Annotated in this window: 13 protein-coding genes; 1 reads left to right on the forward strand and 12 read right to left on the reverse strand. The window is 62.0% G+C overall.

Annotated features, from left to right (window positions below; all coding sequences use genetic code 11):
• Positions 1-128: 128 nt before the first annotated feature.
• The 3 genes from BM234_RS10780 to BM234_RS10790 form a co-directional block, all read right to left on the reverse strand.
• On the reverse strand, positions 129-1,952 hold the full coding sequence (locus BM234_RS10780) for a peptidoglycan -binding protein (RefSeq protein WP_092064489.1): 1,824 nt from the start codon (positions 1,950-1,952) through the stop codon (positions 129-131).
• Between the two features lie 3 nt (positions 1,953-1,955).
• Positions 1,956-3,113, reverse strand: coding sequence for a biopolymer transporter ExbB (locus BM234_RS10785; protein WP_245752586.1), 1,158 nt, complete (start codon positions 3,111-3,113; stop codon positions 1,956-1,958).
• Positions 3,114-3,184: 71 nt separating this feature from the next.
• Complete coding sequence (locus BM234_RS10790; RefSeq protein ID WP_092064493.1) at positions 3,185-3,715, reverse strand: gamma-glutamylcyclotransferase; 531 nt, start codon at positions 3,713-3,715, stop codon at positions 3,185-3,187.
• Between the two features lie 66 nt (positions 3,716-3,781).
• Here BM234_RS10790 and BM234_RS10795 point away from each other — a divergent pair, with 66 nt between their 5' ends.
• Positions 3,782-4,777, forward strand: coding sequence for a DUF2125 domain-containing protein (locus BM234_RS10795; protein WP_092064496.1), 996 nt, complete (start codon positions 3,782-3,784; stop codon positions 4,775-4,777).
• On the opposite strand, the gene BM234_RS10800 is transcribed toward BM234_RS10795, so the two are convergent.
• The 9 genes from BM234_RS10800 to BM234_RS10840 all read right to left on the reverse strand — a co-directional run bounded on the left by BM234_RS10800 (position 4,774) and on the right by BM234_RS10840 (position 16,951).
• On the reverse strand, positions 4,774-5,466 hold the full coding sequence (locus BM234_RS10800) for an extensin-like domain-containing protein (RefSeq protein ID WP_092064500.1): 693 nt from the start codon (positions 5,464-5,466) through the stop codon (positions 4,774-4,776). The two genes, BM234_RS10795 and BM234_RS10800, sit on opposite strands and share 4 nt — an antisense overlap.
• The gene (locus BM234_RS10805) at positions 5,463-6,383 is read right to left on the reverse strand and encodes a prephenate/arogenate dehydrogenase family protein (protein WP_092064503.1); all 921 of its coding nucleotides are present in this window, start codon (positions 6,381-6,383) and stop codon (positions 5,463-5,465) included. Before BM234_RS10805 ends, BM234_RS10800 begins: the two co-directional genes overlap by 4 nt.
• Positions 6,380-7,465, reverse strand: a complete 1,086-nt coding sequence (gene hisC / locus BM234_RS10810; RefSeq protein WP_092064506.1) for a histidinol-phosphate transaminase — start codon at positions 7,463-7,465, stop codon at positions 6,380-6,382. Before hisC ends, BM234_RS10805 begins: the two co-directional genes overlap by 4 nt.
• A gap of 111 nt (positions 7,466-7,576) precedes the next feature.
• Positions 7,577-8,197, reverse strand: coding sequence for a 30S ribosomal protein S4 (rpsD, locus tag BM234_RS10815; RefSeq protein WP_092064507.1), 621 nt, complete (start codon positions 8,195-8,197; stop codon positions 7,577-7,579).
• A 238-nt stretch (positions 8,198-8,435) separates the two neighbouring features.
• Complete coding sequence (gene lpdA / locus BM234_RS10820; RefSeq protein ID WP_092064510.1) at positions 8,436-10,193, reverse strand: dihydrolipoyl dehydrogenase; 1,758 nt, start codon at positions 10,191-10,193, stop codon at positions 8,436-8,438.
• A gap of 15 nt (positions 10,194-10,208) precedes the next feature.
• The gene (locus BM234_RS10825) at positions 10,209-11,465 is read right to left on the reverse strand and encodes a dihydrolipoyllysine-residue acetyltransferase (protein ID WP_092064513.1); all 1,257 of its coding nucleotides are present in this window, start codon (positions 11,463-11,465) and stop codon (positions 10,209-10,211) included.
• Between the two features lie 24 nt (positions 11,466-11,489).
• Complete coding sequence (gene aceE, locus BM234_RS10830; RefSeq protein WP_092064516.1) at positions 11,490-14,147, reverse strand: pyruvate dehydrogenase (acetyl-transferring), homodimeric type; 2,658 nt, start codon at positions 14,145-14,147, stop codon at positions 11,490-11,492.
• 271 nt (positions 14,148-14,418) lie between these two features.
• Complete coding sequence (locus BM234_RS10835; protein WP_092064519.1) at positions 14,419-15,255, reverse strand: 4-(cytidine 5'-diphospho)-2-C-methyl-D-erythritol kinase; 837 nt, start codon at positions 15,253-15,255, stop codon at positions 14,419-14,421.
• On the reverse strand, positions 15,242-16,951 hold the full coding sequence (locus tag BM234_RS10840; protein WP_245752588.1) for a tetratricopeptide repeat protein: 1,710 nt from the start codon (positions 16,949-16,951) through the stop codon (positions 15,242-15,244). The genes BM234_RS10835 and BM234_RS10840 overlap by 14 nt, the downstream gene beginning before the upstream one ends.
• Positions 16,952-17,111 lie beyond the last annotated feature (160 nt).

Here is a 17,111-nt window from a genome sequence, read left to right on the forward strand (position 1 = left end):
CCAGAAAAATGAATGGGCGGTCAATGACCGCCTTTGGCCCCGGGACCGCGAGCCTCGGGGTACGTTGTCCCCGCAAAACGTTCGGCGACGCAGGCGCCGCTCGCCATAAAGTATCGCCCTCGCGGAAATTATTGTTCGGTAAGCTTCAACTCGATCCGGCGATTCTGCGCGCGGGCCTCAGGGGTATCGTCGGTATTCACCGGTTGATACTCGCCAAATCCGTTCGCCGCGAGACGTGAGGGCGGGATTCCAAGCGCTTGAGTCATGTACTTCACCACGGATAGCGCCCGGGCCTGACTGAGTTCCCAGTTGTCGGCATAGCGCGCACCGAAAGCGATGGGCTGGTCGTCCGTATGCCCATCGACGCGGATGATCCAATTGATCTCGCTCGGGATCTCTCCGGCGACATTCTGCAGAATCGCCGCGACCTTGGCGATTTCCTCCCTGCCTTCGTCCGAAAGCGTTGCGCTTCCCACCGGGAAGAGCACTTCTGAAGAGAAGACAAACCGGTCGCCTTCGATCCGGATCCCTTCTTGATCGCCAAGCACTTCACGTAGCCGACCAAAGAAGTCGGACCGATAGCGCTCTAGATCCTGCTTTTCGGCGGCGAGGCGTGCGCTCTCCGCTTCCAGCCGCTCTCGCTCTGCCTCTTCCAACTGGCGGCGGCGACGCTCCTCCGCTGCGACCCGGGCAAGCGCTGTATTGAGTTCGGCGCCTAAGGTTTCCAGCCGGACTTCCTTGTTGGCGTCCCGCTCTCGGGCATCATCAAGAAGATCTTGCAAGGCGCCTACCTGCTGCCGCAATTCGGCCGTCTGCGCATTGAGCGCTTCGACCCGCCGTTGAGCTTGCGTGCTCATCTCTGCCTGATCAGCGAGCGAAGCCCGCGCCATCGCAAGCAGGCGTTGCCGCTCCTCAGCCTCGGTCAGCCGATCTTCCGCCTCGGCTTCGGCCTCCGCCTTGGCGGCCAGCGCTGCGGCCAAACGACGGCTCAGCGCTTCACGCTCCTCTGCCGTGCTCGTCTGGAGCGCCTCCATCTCCGCCCGGAGATCGGCAAGATCAGCCTCCCCCGCCTGCTGCTCCGCTAGAGCGGCCGCGAGCCGAAGATCCAGATCTTCCGTGGCCTCCCTCGCCGCGGCAAGCATCGTAAGTGTCTCCTCGGCTCGCTTCCGCTCTTGCTCCAGTGACAGAGCCATGGCCGTCAGTTCGGCATCCGCATCCCTCAGCCTTGCCCTCAAGGCTTCGGCCGCCGCTGCTTGGGCAAGCCGTGCGGCTTCTTCCTCACTCAAATTTTCGGTGAGATCCGCAACCTCGGCCTCGGCGTTTGCAAGCGCACTCTCTGTCTCGGCCTGTTCCGAGCGCAGATCGGCAACCAATGCATCGAGTGCCTCTCGGCGTGCCGCCGCCAACCGGGCCTGCTCGGACGCCAGATCAATCTCTTCCCGAGCCTGCGCCAATGCAAGGTTCAGCGCCTCTTGCACAGAGAGCAACTCCTGTTCCCGGCCTTCCAGATCGGTGATCTGCGCTTCGGCCTCGGCCCTCTGCGCGAGGAGTCCCACGACCTGCTCTTCGAAACTTATGATCCGGCCCTCGGCGGCATCCAGAGCGGTGGTCATCTCATCCTGCGTGGCCCGGAGGGAATTGATCAACGCCGACTGTGCGGCGGCTTGTGCCTCTGCATCAGAAAGCGATGCCCTCGCTCCTGCAAGATCGCTTGCAAGGTCGGCGCTACGATCCCGCTCGATCCCAAGCGCGCGGGAAAGCTCGCTGAGTTCCTGCGACAGATCGCTGAGTTCCGTTTCCTGTCCACTGATCTGTTCCTGAAGGACGAATTGAACCACCATGAAGATGGTCAGGACGAACATCAGAACCAGCAAAAGCCCGGTCATCGCATCGACGAACCCGGGCCAGATCGAACTCTGGAAACGTGCACCGGAGCGGCGATTCAGGGGCATGAGTCAGCCGTCGCCCTGAGGGCCGGGCCCCCTGCGCAGAGATGCCCCGCGTGGGGTATCGGCGAAGATGGAGCGCAGGGCATCGACACTCTCGGCACGGCCCGCCGTCATCTCTTCCAACAAACGCAGAAGTTGCACATCGATGGACCGCAGGCGCATCCGGCTCTCGGCATCAAGCTCGACCGTGCCGACCTCCTGACCGCGCACATGCTCCAGCAAGGCTTCCTGCGCCGTGGCGACACGTTCCATAGTCTCACCGCCAGCGCCATTCTCAAGCGCGCCGGCAAGCTGGCCGATACGCTCTTCCAAAGCGGCATGGCGTGCATCCGATTGTACGAAAAGCCCCTGCATTGCCTGCATCTGTTCGGCCATCCGATCCAGCAGCATCACCGTCGCCTGATCTGCACCGCTGTCTTCGCCATCCGCGCCAGCGTACCCCAGCCGCGTGATCGTGGAGAGCCATTCTTCCATCTCGCGATAGAACCGGTTTTGCCCGTGGCCAGCGAAAAGCTCCAGCAAACCGACGACGAGCGAACCGGCGAGGCCCAGCAGCGAGGAGGCAAAGGCCACGCCCATCCCACCAAGCTGTGCCTCCAGCCCGGTCATGAGCCGGTTGAAAACAGCGATCCCCGCTTCGCCCTCTTGCGGTGCAAGGCTCCGGATCGTGTCGACCACAGCCGGGACAGTCGTGGCCAAGCCATAGAACGTGCCCAGAAGGCCAAGGAATATGAGCAGGTTGACGATGTACCGCGTGATCTCCCGCATTTCGTCGAGGCGGGTTGCAACGGAATCGAGAATGGAACGGGCGGAGGACGCGCTGATATGCGTATGCGCCCCGCGAGAACGAAGCAGAGATGCCAGCGGCGCCAGAAGGCTGGGCGGCCGGGTCATCTCGTGGCCGGGAATGTTGGCGGCAAAGCCTTCGATCCAGCGCACCGAGGTGATCATCTGCAGCACCTGATAGAAGCACGCGAGCACGCCCACCACGAAGACAAAGACGATGAACCCGTTGAGCCATGGATTGGCTTCGAACACGGGGAGAACACGCGGCAATGCCAGAAAGGCCCCGGCGCCAGACAAGCCAAGCGCGGCCAGCATCAGGACGATCTGGCGGACGGGTTGTGAAAACTGGGGCCCGGTCGTCCGATCCAGTGAGGTCATACGGGGCCTGCTCCTGCCACTCGTCTTTGTTGCAGTGCAGAATAGGGAAAAACGCCCCAAGAGCCAAGCGATTACTGGCCGCAGAGCCCCCGGACCCGCAGGTCAAGCCAATTGAGGTCGGCATCCTCAATCCCGAGGTCACGCAAATGCGCGGCGGTGTTGTAAAGATAGTCGGGATTCGGGCCCCGGCCACCCACCGCGCCAGCAATCGCCACGGCCTGTTCCTCAAGCGTCAGGTCGCAGTATTGGACATGTTCGGGATCGATGACATAGGCCAACGCCTCGACCGAGCGGCCATCGTCGAGATTCACCCGCGCGTGGCGTTCCAGATAGGCGGAACTGACGAGTTCCCGTTCCCGCAGGTAGGTCAGCACCGGATCCTCTTCCCCCGGCCGAACCCGCAAGGCCACCCCTTCACAGGCCGCGCCCTCCGCCTCGTCCAGGGCGAGAACAAGGCCCGGGTTTTCCGGCGTTCCGCGATGATGGATCGACCGCATGCAGAAAGAGCGCGAATAGCCCGGCAGCGTCGCAAGCCGTCGTTCTGCGGGCTCGAATCCCGGGTTCCACAGGAGCGAGCCGTATCCAAAGACCCACATGGTCATGTCTGCTGGTCCTTCTTCACGGCCCCCTGTAAACACCAAGCGAAGCATGGAGGAAAGGGGCCGTCGATGCGTGCGCTTCTTATCATCGTTCTGGTCGCGGGATTGGGCTGGTGCGGCTACTGGTTCATCGGGGCATCTGCGCACAAACGGACGGTCGCAAATTGGTTCGAACTTCGGCAGGCCGAAGGATGGGACGCCGGGTATGAGCGCGTAGCCGTGCGCGGGTTCCCCAATCGGTTCGACACGACCCTGACCGAGCCGCGCCTTGCCGCGCCCCAAAGCGGTTGGGGCTATGAAGCGCCGTTCCTCCAGATGTTTTCCCTGTCGTACAAACCCCACCACCTGATTGCCGTGTGGCCTGTCGAGTGGCAGATCACCTCGCCGCAGGGTCCGTGGACCATTTCGCACGACGACGCCCGGGCGAGCATCGTCTTTGCCCCGCGCATGGGCTTTCCGCTGGAGCGCGCGACTTTCGTGGCAAGCGACATTCAGATCGATGGGCCCGATGCTCTCGATGTGGCCGAAATCCGGCTCGCGGTCGAGCGCCTGCCCGTGCGCGATGCTGGCTATCACCTCGGCCTCGCCGCATCTGATCTGCGCCCCGCAGAAGGGTTGCGCAAAACGCTCGATCCCGGCGCTGACCTTCCTGCCGTGATCGAGGCGATAGCCTTGGATGCCGAAATCGACTTTGACCGGGCTTGGGACAACGCCTCGTATGGGCTCGACCAGCCACAACCGACACGGATCAATCTCGACCGCGCCGAAGCCCGCTGGGGCGATCTGCGTCTGCGCGCGAGCGGGGCGTTGGATATCGGTGCCGATGGGCGCGCGGATGGAGAAATCACGCTGGATGCGCAGAACTGGCGCCTCCTGCTCGACCTGATACGCGGCGCGGAGCTTTTGTCCGGGGACTTGGTCGATCAGGCGGAAGGGGTTCTTGGCCTGCTTGCGCGGTTGTCCGGCGATGAGGACCGGCTGAAAATCCCGCTGACATTCACAGAGGGGCAGATGCGTGCAGGCCCCCTGCCCCTCGGCCCAGCTCCGCTTTTCCGTCTGCGTTAGCGGCAGTAAGGACCGCTTCGATACAGCGCGGTATCGAAGTGGAAATGATCCCCATGGTGACCGTCCGAGCCGGGGCCAAGGACCGTTCCAAATGGCCCGCAGGCGGATTTGTGCATTGCTCGCAACGCCGGGCCATTCCGCCCTGACCACCCGTCAAGCACGCTGATTTCGCGGCCATCCCGAAGAATAAACCCACCGATGTCGATGGCACGGCCGCGCCCATGCTCACTGATCTTGCCACCGGGTTTGTTGTTGCGCGTCCTGCAGGCGTAATGCGCATAGACACGAAGCCCGGCAAGCCCGCCGCCGGTCGAGCCGATGGTCGGCTCCGCGCCGCGCACGATCCATGTCTTGAGCGCCTTGGCGGTGCGGCAATCCATCACCGCCTCCGTGCTGAGCGAAACGCCCCGTACGCTGCGCACGCGAACCGCCTGATCGATCCCGCATCCGGCGATCCGTCCGGCCATCGGGCCAAGGGCGACCCCTTGGATCTCGGCGTCACCGCAGACCGACCCGCGTTTCGCCGCCTCACGTCGCGCCATGAACTTTTGCATGAGTTCGCGGGGTCGCAGTTGGGGCCAGAGCGAGACCCCAAGCGCAGTAGGCGCCGCCGGTCGCATTTCGGGTTTGACAGGTTCTGCATAGGCCAGCGCGGGCAACAGAACTGCCAGCGCCAGCGCGCGTATCATACCTGTGCTTTCCCGCGCCCAAAGTTCGGCGCATCAACATCTTGTCCGGCCTCGATGATACCCCGCCGGATCGCACGGGTGCGGCTGAAGTAGTCGTGCAGATGGTCGCCATCGCCCGTCCGGATCGCTCTTTGAAGGGCAAAGAGTTCCTCAGTGAAGCGGCCCAGAATTTCCAGCGTAGCTTCCTTGTTGGACAAAAAGACATCGCGCCACATGGTCGGGTCGGAGGCGGCAATGCGCGTGAAATCCCGGAAACCCGCGGCAGAGTACTTGATGACTTCGCTGTCGGTGACCCGGCCCAGATCGTCGGCCACGCCCACCATCGTATAGGCGATCAGGTGCGGCGTGTGCGATGTGACCGCAAGCACCAGATCATGATGCTCGGGATCCATCTCATCAACATTGGCCCCCATGCCTTCCCATAGCTTTCGCAGGTTGGCGACAGCTTCGATGTCGGTTCCCTCCGCCGGAACCAGAAGGCACCAGCGATTGTCGAACAACTCTGCAAAACCCGAACGCGGGCCGGAGTGCTCTGTTCCAGCGAGCGGATGCGCGGGGACGAAATGTACACCGTCCGGCAGATGCGGCGCGACGGCGTCGATCACTGCGCGCTTGACTGATCCGACATCCGTCACCGTGGCCCCGGGCTTGAGATGCGGTGCGATTTCGGCGGCCACCGAACCCATGGCGCCCACAGGCACGCAGAGCACCACGAGATCGGCCCCCTCAACAGCGCCTGCGACCGTGTCACAAACCCTGTCGCACAGGCCGATTTCCCGAGCGGTGGCCCGTGTTTCCGGCGTACGCGCGAAACCGGTCACCTCTTCCGCGAGACCGCCCCGTTTGATCGCCCAGAACATGGAGGACGCGATCAAACCCAAACCGATCAGCGCAACCCGTTGGTAGACCACGCTCATCCCTGCTCCCCCATGAAGTCCCGCAAAACGGCGGCCACGCGCCGGCATGCCGCTTCGTCGCCGATGGTGATCCGCAACGCCTGAGGAAGGCCGTAGCCCGCCACATTTCGCACGATCAGCCCGTGTGATTTGAGCGTAGCATCAGCCGCCTGTGCCTTCTCGGCATCGGCAAAGCGGGCCAGAATGAAATTCGCGTGGCTCTCGTCCGAGGGGATCCCCATGCCTTCAAGCTCAGCGGCCAGCCAATTGCGCAAGCGGCTGTTCTCGTTGCGGCACCAAACCGCGTATTGCCGATCCCGGATGGCCGCTTCGGCAGTGGCGAGTTGCGTCTCCGACAGGTTGAATGGCCCGCGAATGCGGTTGAGAACATCAATCACCGTCCTCGGCCCGTAGCCCCACCCGATACGAAGCCCACCGAGCCCGTAGAGCTTGGAGAAGGTGCGCGTCATCACCACGTTTTCGCGGGAATCGACCAGAGCCGCCCCCCCGTCGTGGCCATCGACGAATTCGACATAGGCCCCGTCGAGCACCAGCAGAACATGATCCGGAAGCCCCTCCGCCAGACGCGCGACCTCAGAGTCGGAGATCAATGTTCCGGTCGGATTATTGGGGTTGGCGATGAAAACAAGCCGGGTCCGCTCCGTCACCGCGTTCAGGATCGCATCGACATCCGTTTTCCGTTCGGCCTCCCGCACCTCGACGGGCGTACCACCCGCCGCCAGCGTGGATATCCGATACATCGCGAACCCGTGTTCGGTATGGATTACCTCATCCCCTGCCCCGACATAGGCCTGACACAGAAAGGCGATGATCTCATCGCTGCCGACGCCGCAGATGATCCGCTCCGCATCAAGCCCGTGCACTTCGGCGATCGAGAGCCGCAGGCCGGAGTGATCCGTAGGTGGATAGCGGTGGAGCGCGGAGGCGGAGGCGCGAAATGCGGCCTGCGCGTCGGGGCTGGGCCCGAAGGGGTTTTCGTTGGAGGACAGCTTTACCACATCCTCCACACCGTCAACTTTTGACGCGCCCCCTTGATAGAGGTCGATCTCCATGATGCCGGGCTGCGGTGCGATGCCTGCCATAAGGATCCTCCTTGCTTGGTTGGCGTTCTAACCATGCCGAAGGGAGGACGCCAGCAGCAAAAAGGCCGCGGCGGTTTCCCGTCGCGGCCCTGGCTTGAACTGTGGTCAGGCTCAGTTCTGAGCGTAGAATTCGATGACGAGGTTCGGTTCCATGTGCACCGGATAGGGCACATCGGACAGGCCGGGCGTCCGGGTGAAGGTCGCGACCATCTTGGAGTGATCGACTTCGATGTAGTCCGGCACGTCCCGCTCGGGAAGCTGTACGGCCTCCAGAAGAGCGGTCATCTGCTTGGATTTCTCGCGGACCTCGATGACGTCCCCTTCCTTTACGCGGTAGGAGGGGATGTTCACGCGGCGGCCGTTCACGAGCACATGGCCGTGGTTCACGAACTGGCGCGCGGCAAACACGGTTGCGACGAACTTGGCGCGATAGACGACCGCGTCGAGGCGGCGCTCCAGCAGACCGATAAGCAGCTCACCGGTATCGCCGCGCTGACGCTCGGCATCGGCAAAGATGCGGCGGAATTGCTTTTCGGTGATGTCGCCGTAGTAACCTTTCAGCTTCTGCTTGGCGCGAAGCTGCAGGCCGAAATCGGAAACCTTGCCCTTGCGGCGCTGGCCGTGCTGGCCGGGGCCGTATTCGCGGCGGTTAACCGGGGATTTCGGACGGCCCCAGATGTTCTCGCCCATGCGGCGGTCAATTTTGTACTTGGCAGACGTGCGTTTGGTCACGGCTGATCTCCTTCGAAGTGGCCGCCCGGAGGCGGCAGTGAAGGGCGTTGTCCTCTGGTTTACCCGGCAATTGCCAAGCACCTGACAGGGTTCCCCTTGCGGGGGCCACCAACACCAATGAAGCCGCGCTTATACGCCGCCAAGGCGGGGAGTCAAACGGAAATCCGAACCCGGCCTATTGGGGCGAACAAACGCGGAAACAAGCGGAGCAACGGGGGCTCTTGTGCCCCCGCCGATATTACTTCTTGCGCTTTTTGGGCGGCATCAGATCGGTGATCGTACCCTCGAACATCTCGGCGGCGAAATTAACCGTCTCCGACAGCGTTGGGTGGGGGTGGATCGTATGACCCAGATCAACCGCGTCCGCGCCCATTTCAATGGCCAAGGCCACCTCGGAGATGAGTTCCCCCGCGTTGGTCCCTACGATGGCCCCGCCAATCACGCGATCATCCTCCGGATCAAAGAGGAGCTTGGTCATCCCCTCGCTTCGACCGTTGGACAGCGCGCGCCCGGATGCGGCCCAGGGGAAGACGCCTTTCTCATAGGCGATACCCTTGGCCTTGGCCTCCGTCTCCGTGAGGCCGGCCCAAGCCACTTCGGGATCGGTATAGGCAACCGATGGGATCACTCGCGCATCAAAGGCCCGCTTTTCGCCCGACGCGACCTCTGCTGCGACCTTGCCCTCGTGCACGGCCTTGTGCGCCAGCATCGGCTGACCCACGACATCGCCGATCGCGAAGATATGGCTGACACCGGTGCGCTGTTGATGGTCCACGGCGATGAAACCGCGATCATCCACGGCGACCCCAGCCTTTTCCGCATCGATCAGCTTGCCGTTCGGACGCCGCCCGACGGCCACAAGCACCTTGTCGAAGGAAACCGTCGACGTCTCGCCCTTGTCATTTTCGAAGGTGACTTTCAGAGCGCTCTTTTCGGCCTTTACCTCGGTCACCTTGGTCTTGAGCAAGATGTCCGCATAGCGCGCCTTGATCCGGGCCATGAGTGGCTTGACGATATCCTTGTCAGCGCCGGGAATGATCTGGTCCATCAGTTCGACGACCGTCACATCACTGCCGAGCGCGTCATAAACCGTTGCCATTTCCAGCCCGATGATGCCGCCGCCAAGCACGAGCATCTTCTTGGGCACGTCCTTGAGTTCGAGCGCGCCGGTGGAATCGATGACCCGTTCATCATCATGGGGCACGAAGGGCAGTTTCACCGGTTCTGACCCGGCCGCGATGATGCACTGGTCAAAGGAAACGGTGGTCATGCCATCGTCACCCTGTACCTCGATCATGTTCGGACCGGTAAACCGTCCATAGCCCTGCACGATCTTGACCTTGCGCGCTTTGGACAGCCCGTCGAGCCCTCCAGTCAGTTGCTTGACCACGCCGTTCTTGAAATCGCGCAGACCATCGAGGTCGATCTTGGGCTTGCCAAAACTGACCCCGTGCGCGGCCATCTCTTCGGCTTCAGTGATGACCTTGGCGACATGCAGCATCGCCTTGGAGGGAATACAGCCCACGTTGAGGCACACCCCGCCGAGCGTCGGATAGCGCTCGATCATGACGACCTGCTTGCCGAGATCCGCCGCCCGAAACGCTGCGGAATACCCGCCCGGACCGGACCCCAGAACCACGACTTCGGCATGAACATCGCCCTTGCCGGATGCCGTGCCCGTGGCCTCAGTGGCTTTGGGCGCAGGTTTGGCGTCCTCTTTTGGGGAGGTCTCTTTTGGGGCTTCCTCTTTTGGCGAGTCGCCAGTTTCGGCCCCGTCGAACACCATGATCACCGTCCCTTGGGAGACCTTGTCGCCTTCGGAAACCTTGATCTCCTTGACGGTGCCCGCAGTAGGGCTCGGCACCTCCATCGTCGCTTTATCGCTTTCAATCTCGATCAGCGGGTCTTCTTCCGCGACCGTATCTCCGACACTCACCAAAACAGTGACAACCGGTACATCGGTGAAATCACCAATATCGGGAACCTTGATATCCATTTTTGTCTGGCTCCCTTACAGCATCAGCCGGCGAACATCGCCGAGCAGGTGTTTCAGCGTGGCACAGAAGCGGGCCGCAAGCGCGCCGTCGATCGCGCGGTGGTCATAGGACAGCGACATCGGCAGCATGTTGCGCGGCACGAACTCCTCCCCATTCCAGACCGGCGCCATCTTGGAGCGCGTAAGGCCCAGGATCGCCACCTCCGGCGCGTTCACGATGGGCGTAAAGGAGGTGCCCCCTATCCCGCCGAGCGAGGAGATGGTGAAGCTCGCACCCTGCATGTCAGCGGATTTGAGCGCCCCGTCGCGGGCAGCCTTGGAGAGATCGCCCAGTTCCTTGGAAATCTCGACGATCCCCTTGCGGTCGGCATCCTTGATAACCGGCACCACGAGGCCGTTCGGCGTGTCGGCGGCGAAGCCGATGTTGTAATAGCTCTTCTTGATGAGCTTGTCGCCGTCGGGATGGATCGACGAATTGACCTCCCAGTGCTGTTTGAGCGCCGAGACGCTGGCCTTGACGATGAAGGACAACAGCGTGACGCGGTAACCCTCCTCCTTGGCCATCGTATCAAGTTCCTTGCGGTACTTGTCGAGTTCGGTGATGTCGGCCTCTTCGTTGTGGGTCACATGCGGAATGTTGAGCCACGAACGATGCAGGGCGGGGCCAGAGATCTTCTTGATCCGGCTCATCGCCACATCCTCGACCGCCCCGAACTTGGAGAAGTCGACGGCGGGAATGGGCGGGATGCCCGTGCCGCCTTGTGGTGCCGCCGTACCGCCAGCAGGGGCCTGCGATTTGAGCGACTTCATCACGTCTTCTCGCAGGATACGCCCCTTGCGGCCCGACCCGTTGATCAGGTTGAGATCCACCTCGACCTGCCGCGCGAAGGCACGCACCGAAGGTGAGGCATGGACCCGGCCAAAACCGGCATCCGTCACCGGCGCGGGGGCGGCTTCCTTGGGGGCTTCCTGCTTGGGAGCGTCAGCCTTCGGCGCGTCTTTGGCCGGGGCCTCCTCCTTTTTCTCGGACGACCCTTCGGCGGCTTCGATCATCATGATGACGCTGCCTTGGGATACCTTGTCGCCTTCGCTCACCAGTATTTCGGTGATTTTGCCGGAGGCGGCGGAGGGCACTTCCATCGTCGCCTTGTCGCTCTCGAGCTCGATCAGCGGATCTTCCTCAGCGATGGTATCCCCAACGCTGACCAGAATGCTAACTACGGGGACATCGTTGAAATCGCCGATATCGGGCACTTTTACTTCGGTTGCCATGTCTCTCTGTCTCCTCTGGTCCGCTTACACGAGACGCGGATTGGGCTTGTCGCCATCGATGTCGTATTTCACGAGCGCCGCCTTGAGATCCTTGTCGGATACGGCCCCCTCGCGGTGAAGGTCCACCATCGCCGCCGCGGCGATATGGTTGGCGTCCACCTCAAAGAACCGGCGCAGGTTCACGCGGCTGTCGGAGCGGCCATAGCCGTCGGTGCCAAGCACCGTGTAGCGCCCCGGCACGCAGGAACGTACCTGTTCGGCGAAGTTCTTCATGTAGTCGGTCGCCGCGATGAACGGCCCCTTGGCCCCTTGCAACGTCTGATACAGATAAGAGGTGCGCGGTTCCGCCAAAGGATTAAGGCGGTTCCAGCGCGCGGTATCCTGACAGTCGCGGGCAAGTTCGTTGAAGGATGTGGCCGACCAGATGTCCGCCGTCACGCCGAAGTCTTCCTTCAGCATTTCGGCTGCCTTGATCGCCTGTACGAGGATCGTTCCCGACCCCATCAGGTTCACGTGCTTCTTGCCCGGGCGGGAGGTTTTCCGCATCCGGTAGAGCCCGCGGATGATCCCTTCTTCGGCACCCATCGGCATCTCTGGATGCTGATAGTTCTCGTTCATCAGGGTCAGGTAGAAATACACATCTTCCTGATCCTGATACATCCGCTTGAGGCCGTGCTGCACGATCACGGCGACCTCATAGGAGAAGGTCGGATCGTAGCTGATACAGTTGGGGATCGTGCTCGCGAGGATATGCGAATGGCCGTCCTCATGCTGTAGACCTTCGCCGTTCAGCGTAGTGCGCCCGGCGGTCCCGCCAAGCATGAAGCCCCGTGCGCGGCTGTCGCCTGCGGCCCATGCCAGATCGCCGATCCGCTGGAAGCCAAACATCGAGTAATAGATGAAGAACGGGATCATCGGCACGCCGTGCGTCGAGTAGGATGTCGCTGCGGCGATCCAGTCGGCCATGGCCCCGGCTTCGTTGATGCCTTCCTGAAGCACTTGGCCGCTTTCCGACTCCTTGTAGTACATCATCTGATCCTTGTCCTCGGGCGTGTATTTCTGCCCAAGGGGATTGTAGATGCCGACGGAGCGGAAAAGCCCCTCCATACCAAAGGTCCGGCTTTCGTCCGGAACGATCGGTACGACGTGTTTGCCGACTGCCTTGTCGCGCAGCAGCGTCGTCAGGATACGGACAAAAGCCATGGTGGTGGAAATCTCGCGATCCCCGGTGCTTTCCAGTTGCCCCTTGAACTTTTCGAGCGCGGGGATCTCAAGCTTGGGCGCATCGCGCCAATGCCGCTTGGGGAATTCGCCCCCCAACTCCTTGCGACGTTCGGCAAGATACGCCTTTTGTGCATTGTTGAGCGTGACGAACGGCGCTTTGGGCAGGTCTTCGTCCGAAACGGGGATCTGGAACCGGTCGCGCATGGCACGCAGTTGATCCTCGTGCATTTTTTTCTGCTGGTGAGTCGTATTCTGGCCCTCGCCAGCGGTGCCCATGCCGTAGCCCTTCACCGTCTTGACGAGCAGGCAGGTCGGTTGCCCCTTCGATTCCGAGGCGCGCTTGAAGGCGGTATAGACCTTGCGTGTATCATGCCCCCCGCGGCGCAGGTTCCAGATTTCCTCGTCGGACCAATCTTCGACAAGCGCAGCCGTCTCGGGATAGCGCCCAAAGAAATGCTCACGGATGAAACCACCATCCTTGGATTTATAGGTCTGATAGTCGCCGTCGACTGTTTCATCCATGAGTTTGCGCAGCATGCCGGAGGTGTCTTTTTCCAGCAGGTCGTCCCAGCCACGGCCCCAGAGAAGCTTGATCACATCCCAGCCTGCGCCGCGGAACTCGCCCTCCAGTTCCTGCACGATCTTGCCATTGCCGCGAACCGGACCGTCGAGACGCTGCAGGTTGCAGTTGATCACGAAAATCAGATTGTCGAGCTTTTCACGCGCCGCGAGGGAAATCGCACCGAGGCTTTCCGGCTCGTCCATCTCACCATCGCCAAGGAAGACCCAGACTTTGCGATCGGCCGCATCGATGAGCCCGCGGTTGTGCAGGTACTTCATGAAGCGCGCCTGATAGATCGCCATGAGCGGGCCCAGCCCCATGGAAACCGTCGGAAACTGCCAGTAGTCGGGCATCAGCCATGGATGGGGATAGGACGAGAGCCCCCCACCATCAACTTCGGAGCGGAACTTTTCCAGCGTCTCTTGGCTGATGCGGCCCTCCATGAAGGAACGGGCATAGATGCCGGGCACGACATGGCCCTGAAAAAATACAAGATCGCCACCGTGGATTGCCGATTTTGAGCGCCAGAAATGGTTCAGGCCAACATCATAGAGCGCGGCAGAGGATGCGAAGGACGCGATGTGCCCGCCATATTCACTGCTTTCCTTGTTGCGCCGCACCACGGTCGCCATGGCGTTCCAGCGCGTGATGGCGCGGATTCGCCCTTCCATTTCATAGTCGCCGGGGAAATCGAATTCGTCATCCGGTGGGATGGTGTTGAGGTAGGGAGTGGTCGCCGAAAAGGGCAGTGTCGCTCCGTTCGCGCGGGCCTGTTGCACGGCCTTGTCGAGGAGGAAATGCGCGCGGTTCGCCCCGTCGCGCTGAATGACATCCTCGATCGCATCCTGCCATTCCTGGCTTTCGATCGGATCGATGTCCTCTGGCGTATCTGTCATGAGATCCTCTTCCCTTATCTCGCCGGCGGGCCCGGCTTTTGTTCATGGTTCAGCTTAAGGCGAACCGGCCTTGAAGCGAGTCCCGCAGATTTGGCGTGATTTTGCAAGTCCGCCCTCAGAACCCTCGCTCCCCTGCTCTTTCGGTAGCATGCCAGATTGTGGCACCGCTATCCCGACCTGTGCATATCATCGAGACCTTGGCTGCATGGCTTTTGCGCAAGGGCCTGATTGCTTGTGCAAAGTTCCGCGCAGACCTAGCGTTAAGCAATTTTCAGTCGCCCCCGATCCGAGTGGCCTGAACCCACCAGCCTGGATGCGCTTGGGAGAGTTGCTGTGCGGCCGCCCTTGCCGAAGCTGGTGAGGGAAAAAGACCGAAACAAGTGGCCCCCGATCCCGACATCCGGGCGAGCGCGCAGTGGCGCGTGGCGGCAAGCGCCGCCAGCGTGTCTCCGATGGCGGGGGCGATCTGCCGGGCCGGGGTTTCGAGATCGTTGCGTTGATCACCGAGCCAATCCAGCAGCGCACCGGCCCCGTCAAACTGGGGTAGCACGCCTTGCATAGGCGCGCCGAACTGCCCCTCAAGCGCGGCAAAGACCGGCCCCGTAGGCACCGAAACACCGGGGTTCACCAGCACCGCATCCAACGGAGGAAGCGGCAGAGGCGTGACCGTCTCCCCGATCCCCTGCATCCGGGCAGTGCGCGAAGGAAGGCAAACTGGAATGTCCGCTCCGAGGCGCGCGCAATCAGATGGTATCGTCCGCCCCCAGAGCTTCGACAGAGCGCGCAGCGTGGCTGCGGCGTCGGCGGACCCGCCACCGATGCCCGCAGCCGCCGGGAGGTGCTTTTCCAAGGTGATACGCGCGCCCTCATCCACGCCGAACAACGCCGCCGCCTTCAGAACAAGGTTGTCAGGGCCGGTTGGAACCCCTAGCGCGCGTGGCCCGCCAACCTCCAATGAAAGCTCGAGAGCAGGTTCGACGCGGACCCGGTCGCCCACGTCGGCAAAAGCCACGAGCGAATCCAGCAGATGATACCCGTCTTGCCGTCGTCCCGTAACGTGCAGGGTCAGGTTGATCTTGGCCGGGGCGAATGCGTCAATCGGCGCCATTTGCCATGTCGACCAGCGGCGGCGAGCCTTCGTCGGCCAGCACCTGATCCAGCCCGACATCCAGCTTTTTACGAATACGCGCGGCTTCTTCTTCCTCAGGATCGAAGGACAGCGCCCGCAGCCATTGGAACCGCGCTTCGAGTTTGCGGCCAACCGCCCAGTACACGTCGCCAAGGTGATCATTCACGATCGGATCGACAGGGGTGAGTTCCGCCGCCCGCTCCATATGCTCTACGGCCTCATCGAAGCGTCCAAGCTTATAGAGCACCCAGCCGAGGCTATCGACGATGTAACCGTTCTCGGGCCGCTTGGAGACGGCGGTCTCGATCATGTTCAACGCTTCGTCGAGCTTCAACTGCTTTTCCACAAGGGAATAGCCGAGGTAGTTCAGCACCTGCGGATGTTCGGGGTTGAGTTCCAGCGCCTCACGGAAGTCGGCCTCTGCCTCTTCCCACCTGTCGAGACGCTCATAGGCGATGCCCCGCGCATAGAGCACGAACCACCGGCGTGGGCTTTGCGCGTCGATCTCATCAAGGCCGCGGGTATAGGCTTCTGCCGCTCCGGCATAGTCTTCCGTCTGGCGCAGAATGTCGCCGAGGCTCACCTGCACGTCCGCCATATCTGGCCGCACCCGCGCAAGACGGTCCAGCACTTCCACAGCCGCTTCGATGCGTTCATCGCGGCGCAGCGCATCCGCCCGCCCAAGTTCAGCCGCGAAATGCGCCGGGTGATCGGCAGGCACTTTCTTATAGGCCTGTACCGCCAGATCCAGATTACCCATCTCATCAAGCAGCGCAGCAGAGAGGAGAATCGCATCCGTATGCTCAGGCCGCAGGTATTCGGCGGCGCGCGTATAGAGAAGCGTATAGGCCTCGTTGGCATCGCGTTGCAGCACGAGCGCTACGGAATAGAAAACCTCCGCCACCCCGTCGCGCGGCGAAGTCGCCACCGTGAATGGAAGCGTCTCCCCCGATTCCAGCTTCTCCGACATGGTTTGCAGGGCGATATCGAGATCGGCATCAAAGCTTTCACGCAAGAGCGACAGCGCCTGATCGTTCCGTTCAAGCTGGCTTAGAATCTCGATATGGGCGATCACGGCGCGGCGTGTGGATTTGAGCGCGGCCTCTTCGGGGCCGGAAAATAACTCGTCCGCGCCTTCGAAATCCCCGACGGAGGCCAGCGCCAGTGCCTTGTGATAAAGTCCAAACGCCCGCATCCCTGAACGGTCGGCTACCGCGTCGAAAGAGGCCAGTGCCTCAGAGACATCGCCCGCCCCCAGATGGGCCCACGCGGATACCAGCCCGTCAACGAGGGGGCCGACGCCCTCACCTTCCGCGCGCTCTTCCGCCAGCTGCTCCCAGTTTTCTTCAGCGGCATGTCCCACCACCTCGGCCAACTGGGCGATTTGCGTGCCGATCCCTGCGCCCTCCATCTTGCGGGCAATTTCCACGGCGCGTTCGACGTGACCCAATGACATGGACGCGATGAGCGCCCCTTGCATCAGCGAAGGATTGCCGGGATCGCGCTGCATGGCCTGTCCGAAATACCGCGCGGCATCGGCGTAATCGCCCTGCACCTCGGCGGATCGCGCCGCGAGATAGGCACCGGCAAGGCCGATAGGTTGCGCCGTCGCAGTCATACCAGACAGCGCCCCGGCGGTGACCAGGGCAAGAAGGGAAAGTTTTCGGATCGGCACGGAGCAACTCCTGTTGCGAACAATCAACTTCTGATAAGCTAGCCTGCACGCGAGACGAAAACAATGCAGCCGCCCGGCACATGGTTTCCAAAGCCGGAAGCTGCTCGTTACCGCGGCAAATCCGCCTGTGGGGGGCATCGGGTTATGTAAGTTCCGTGAC

It is taken from the genome of Poseidonocella pacifica (assembly GCF_900111875.1).
Classification (GTDB): Bacteria; Pseudomonadota; Alphaproteobacteria; order Rhodobacterales; family Rhodobacteraceae; genus Poseidonocella; species Poseidonocella pacifica.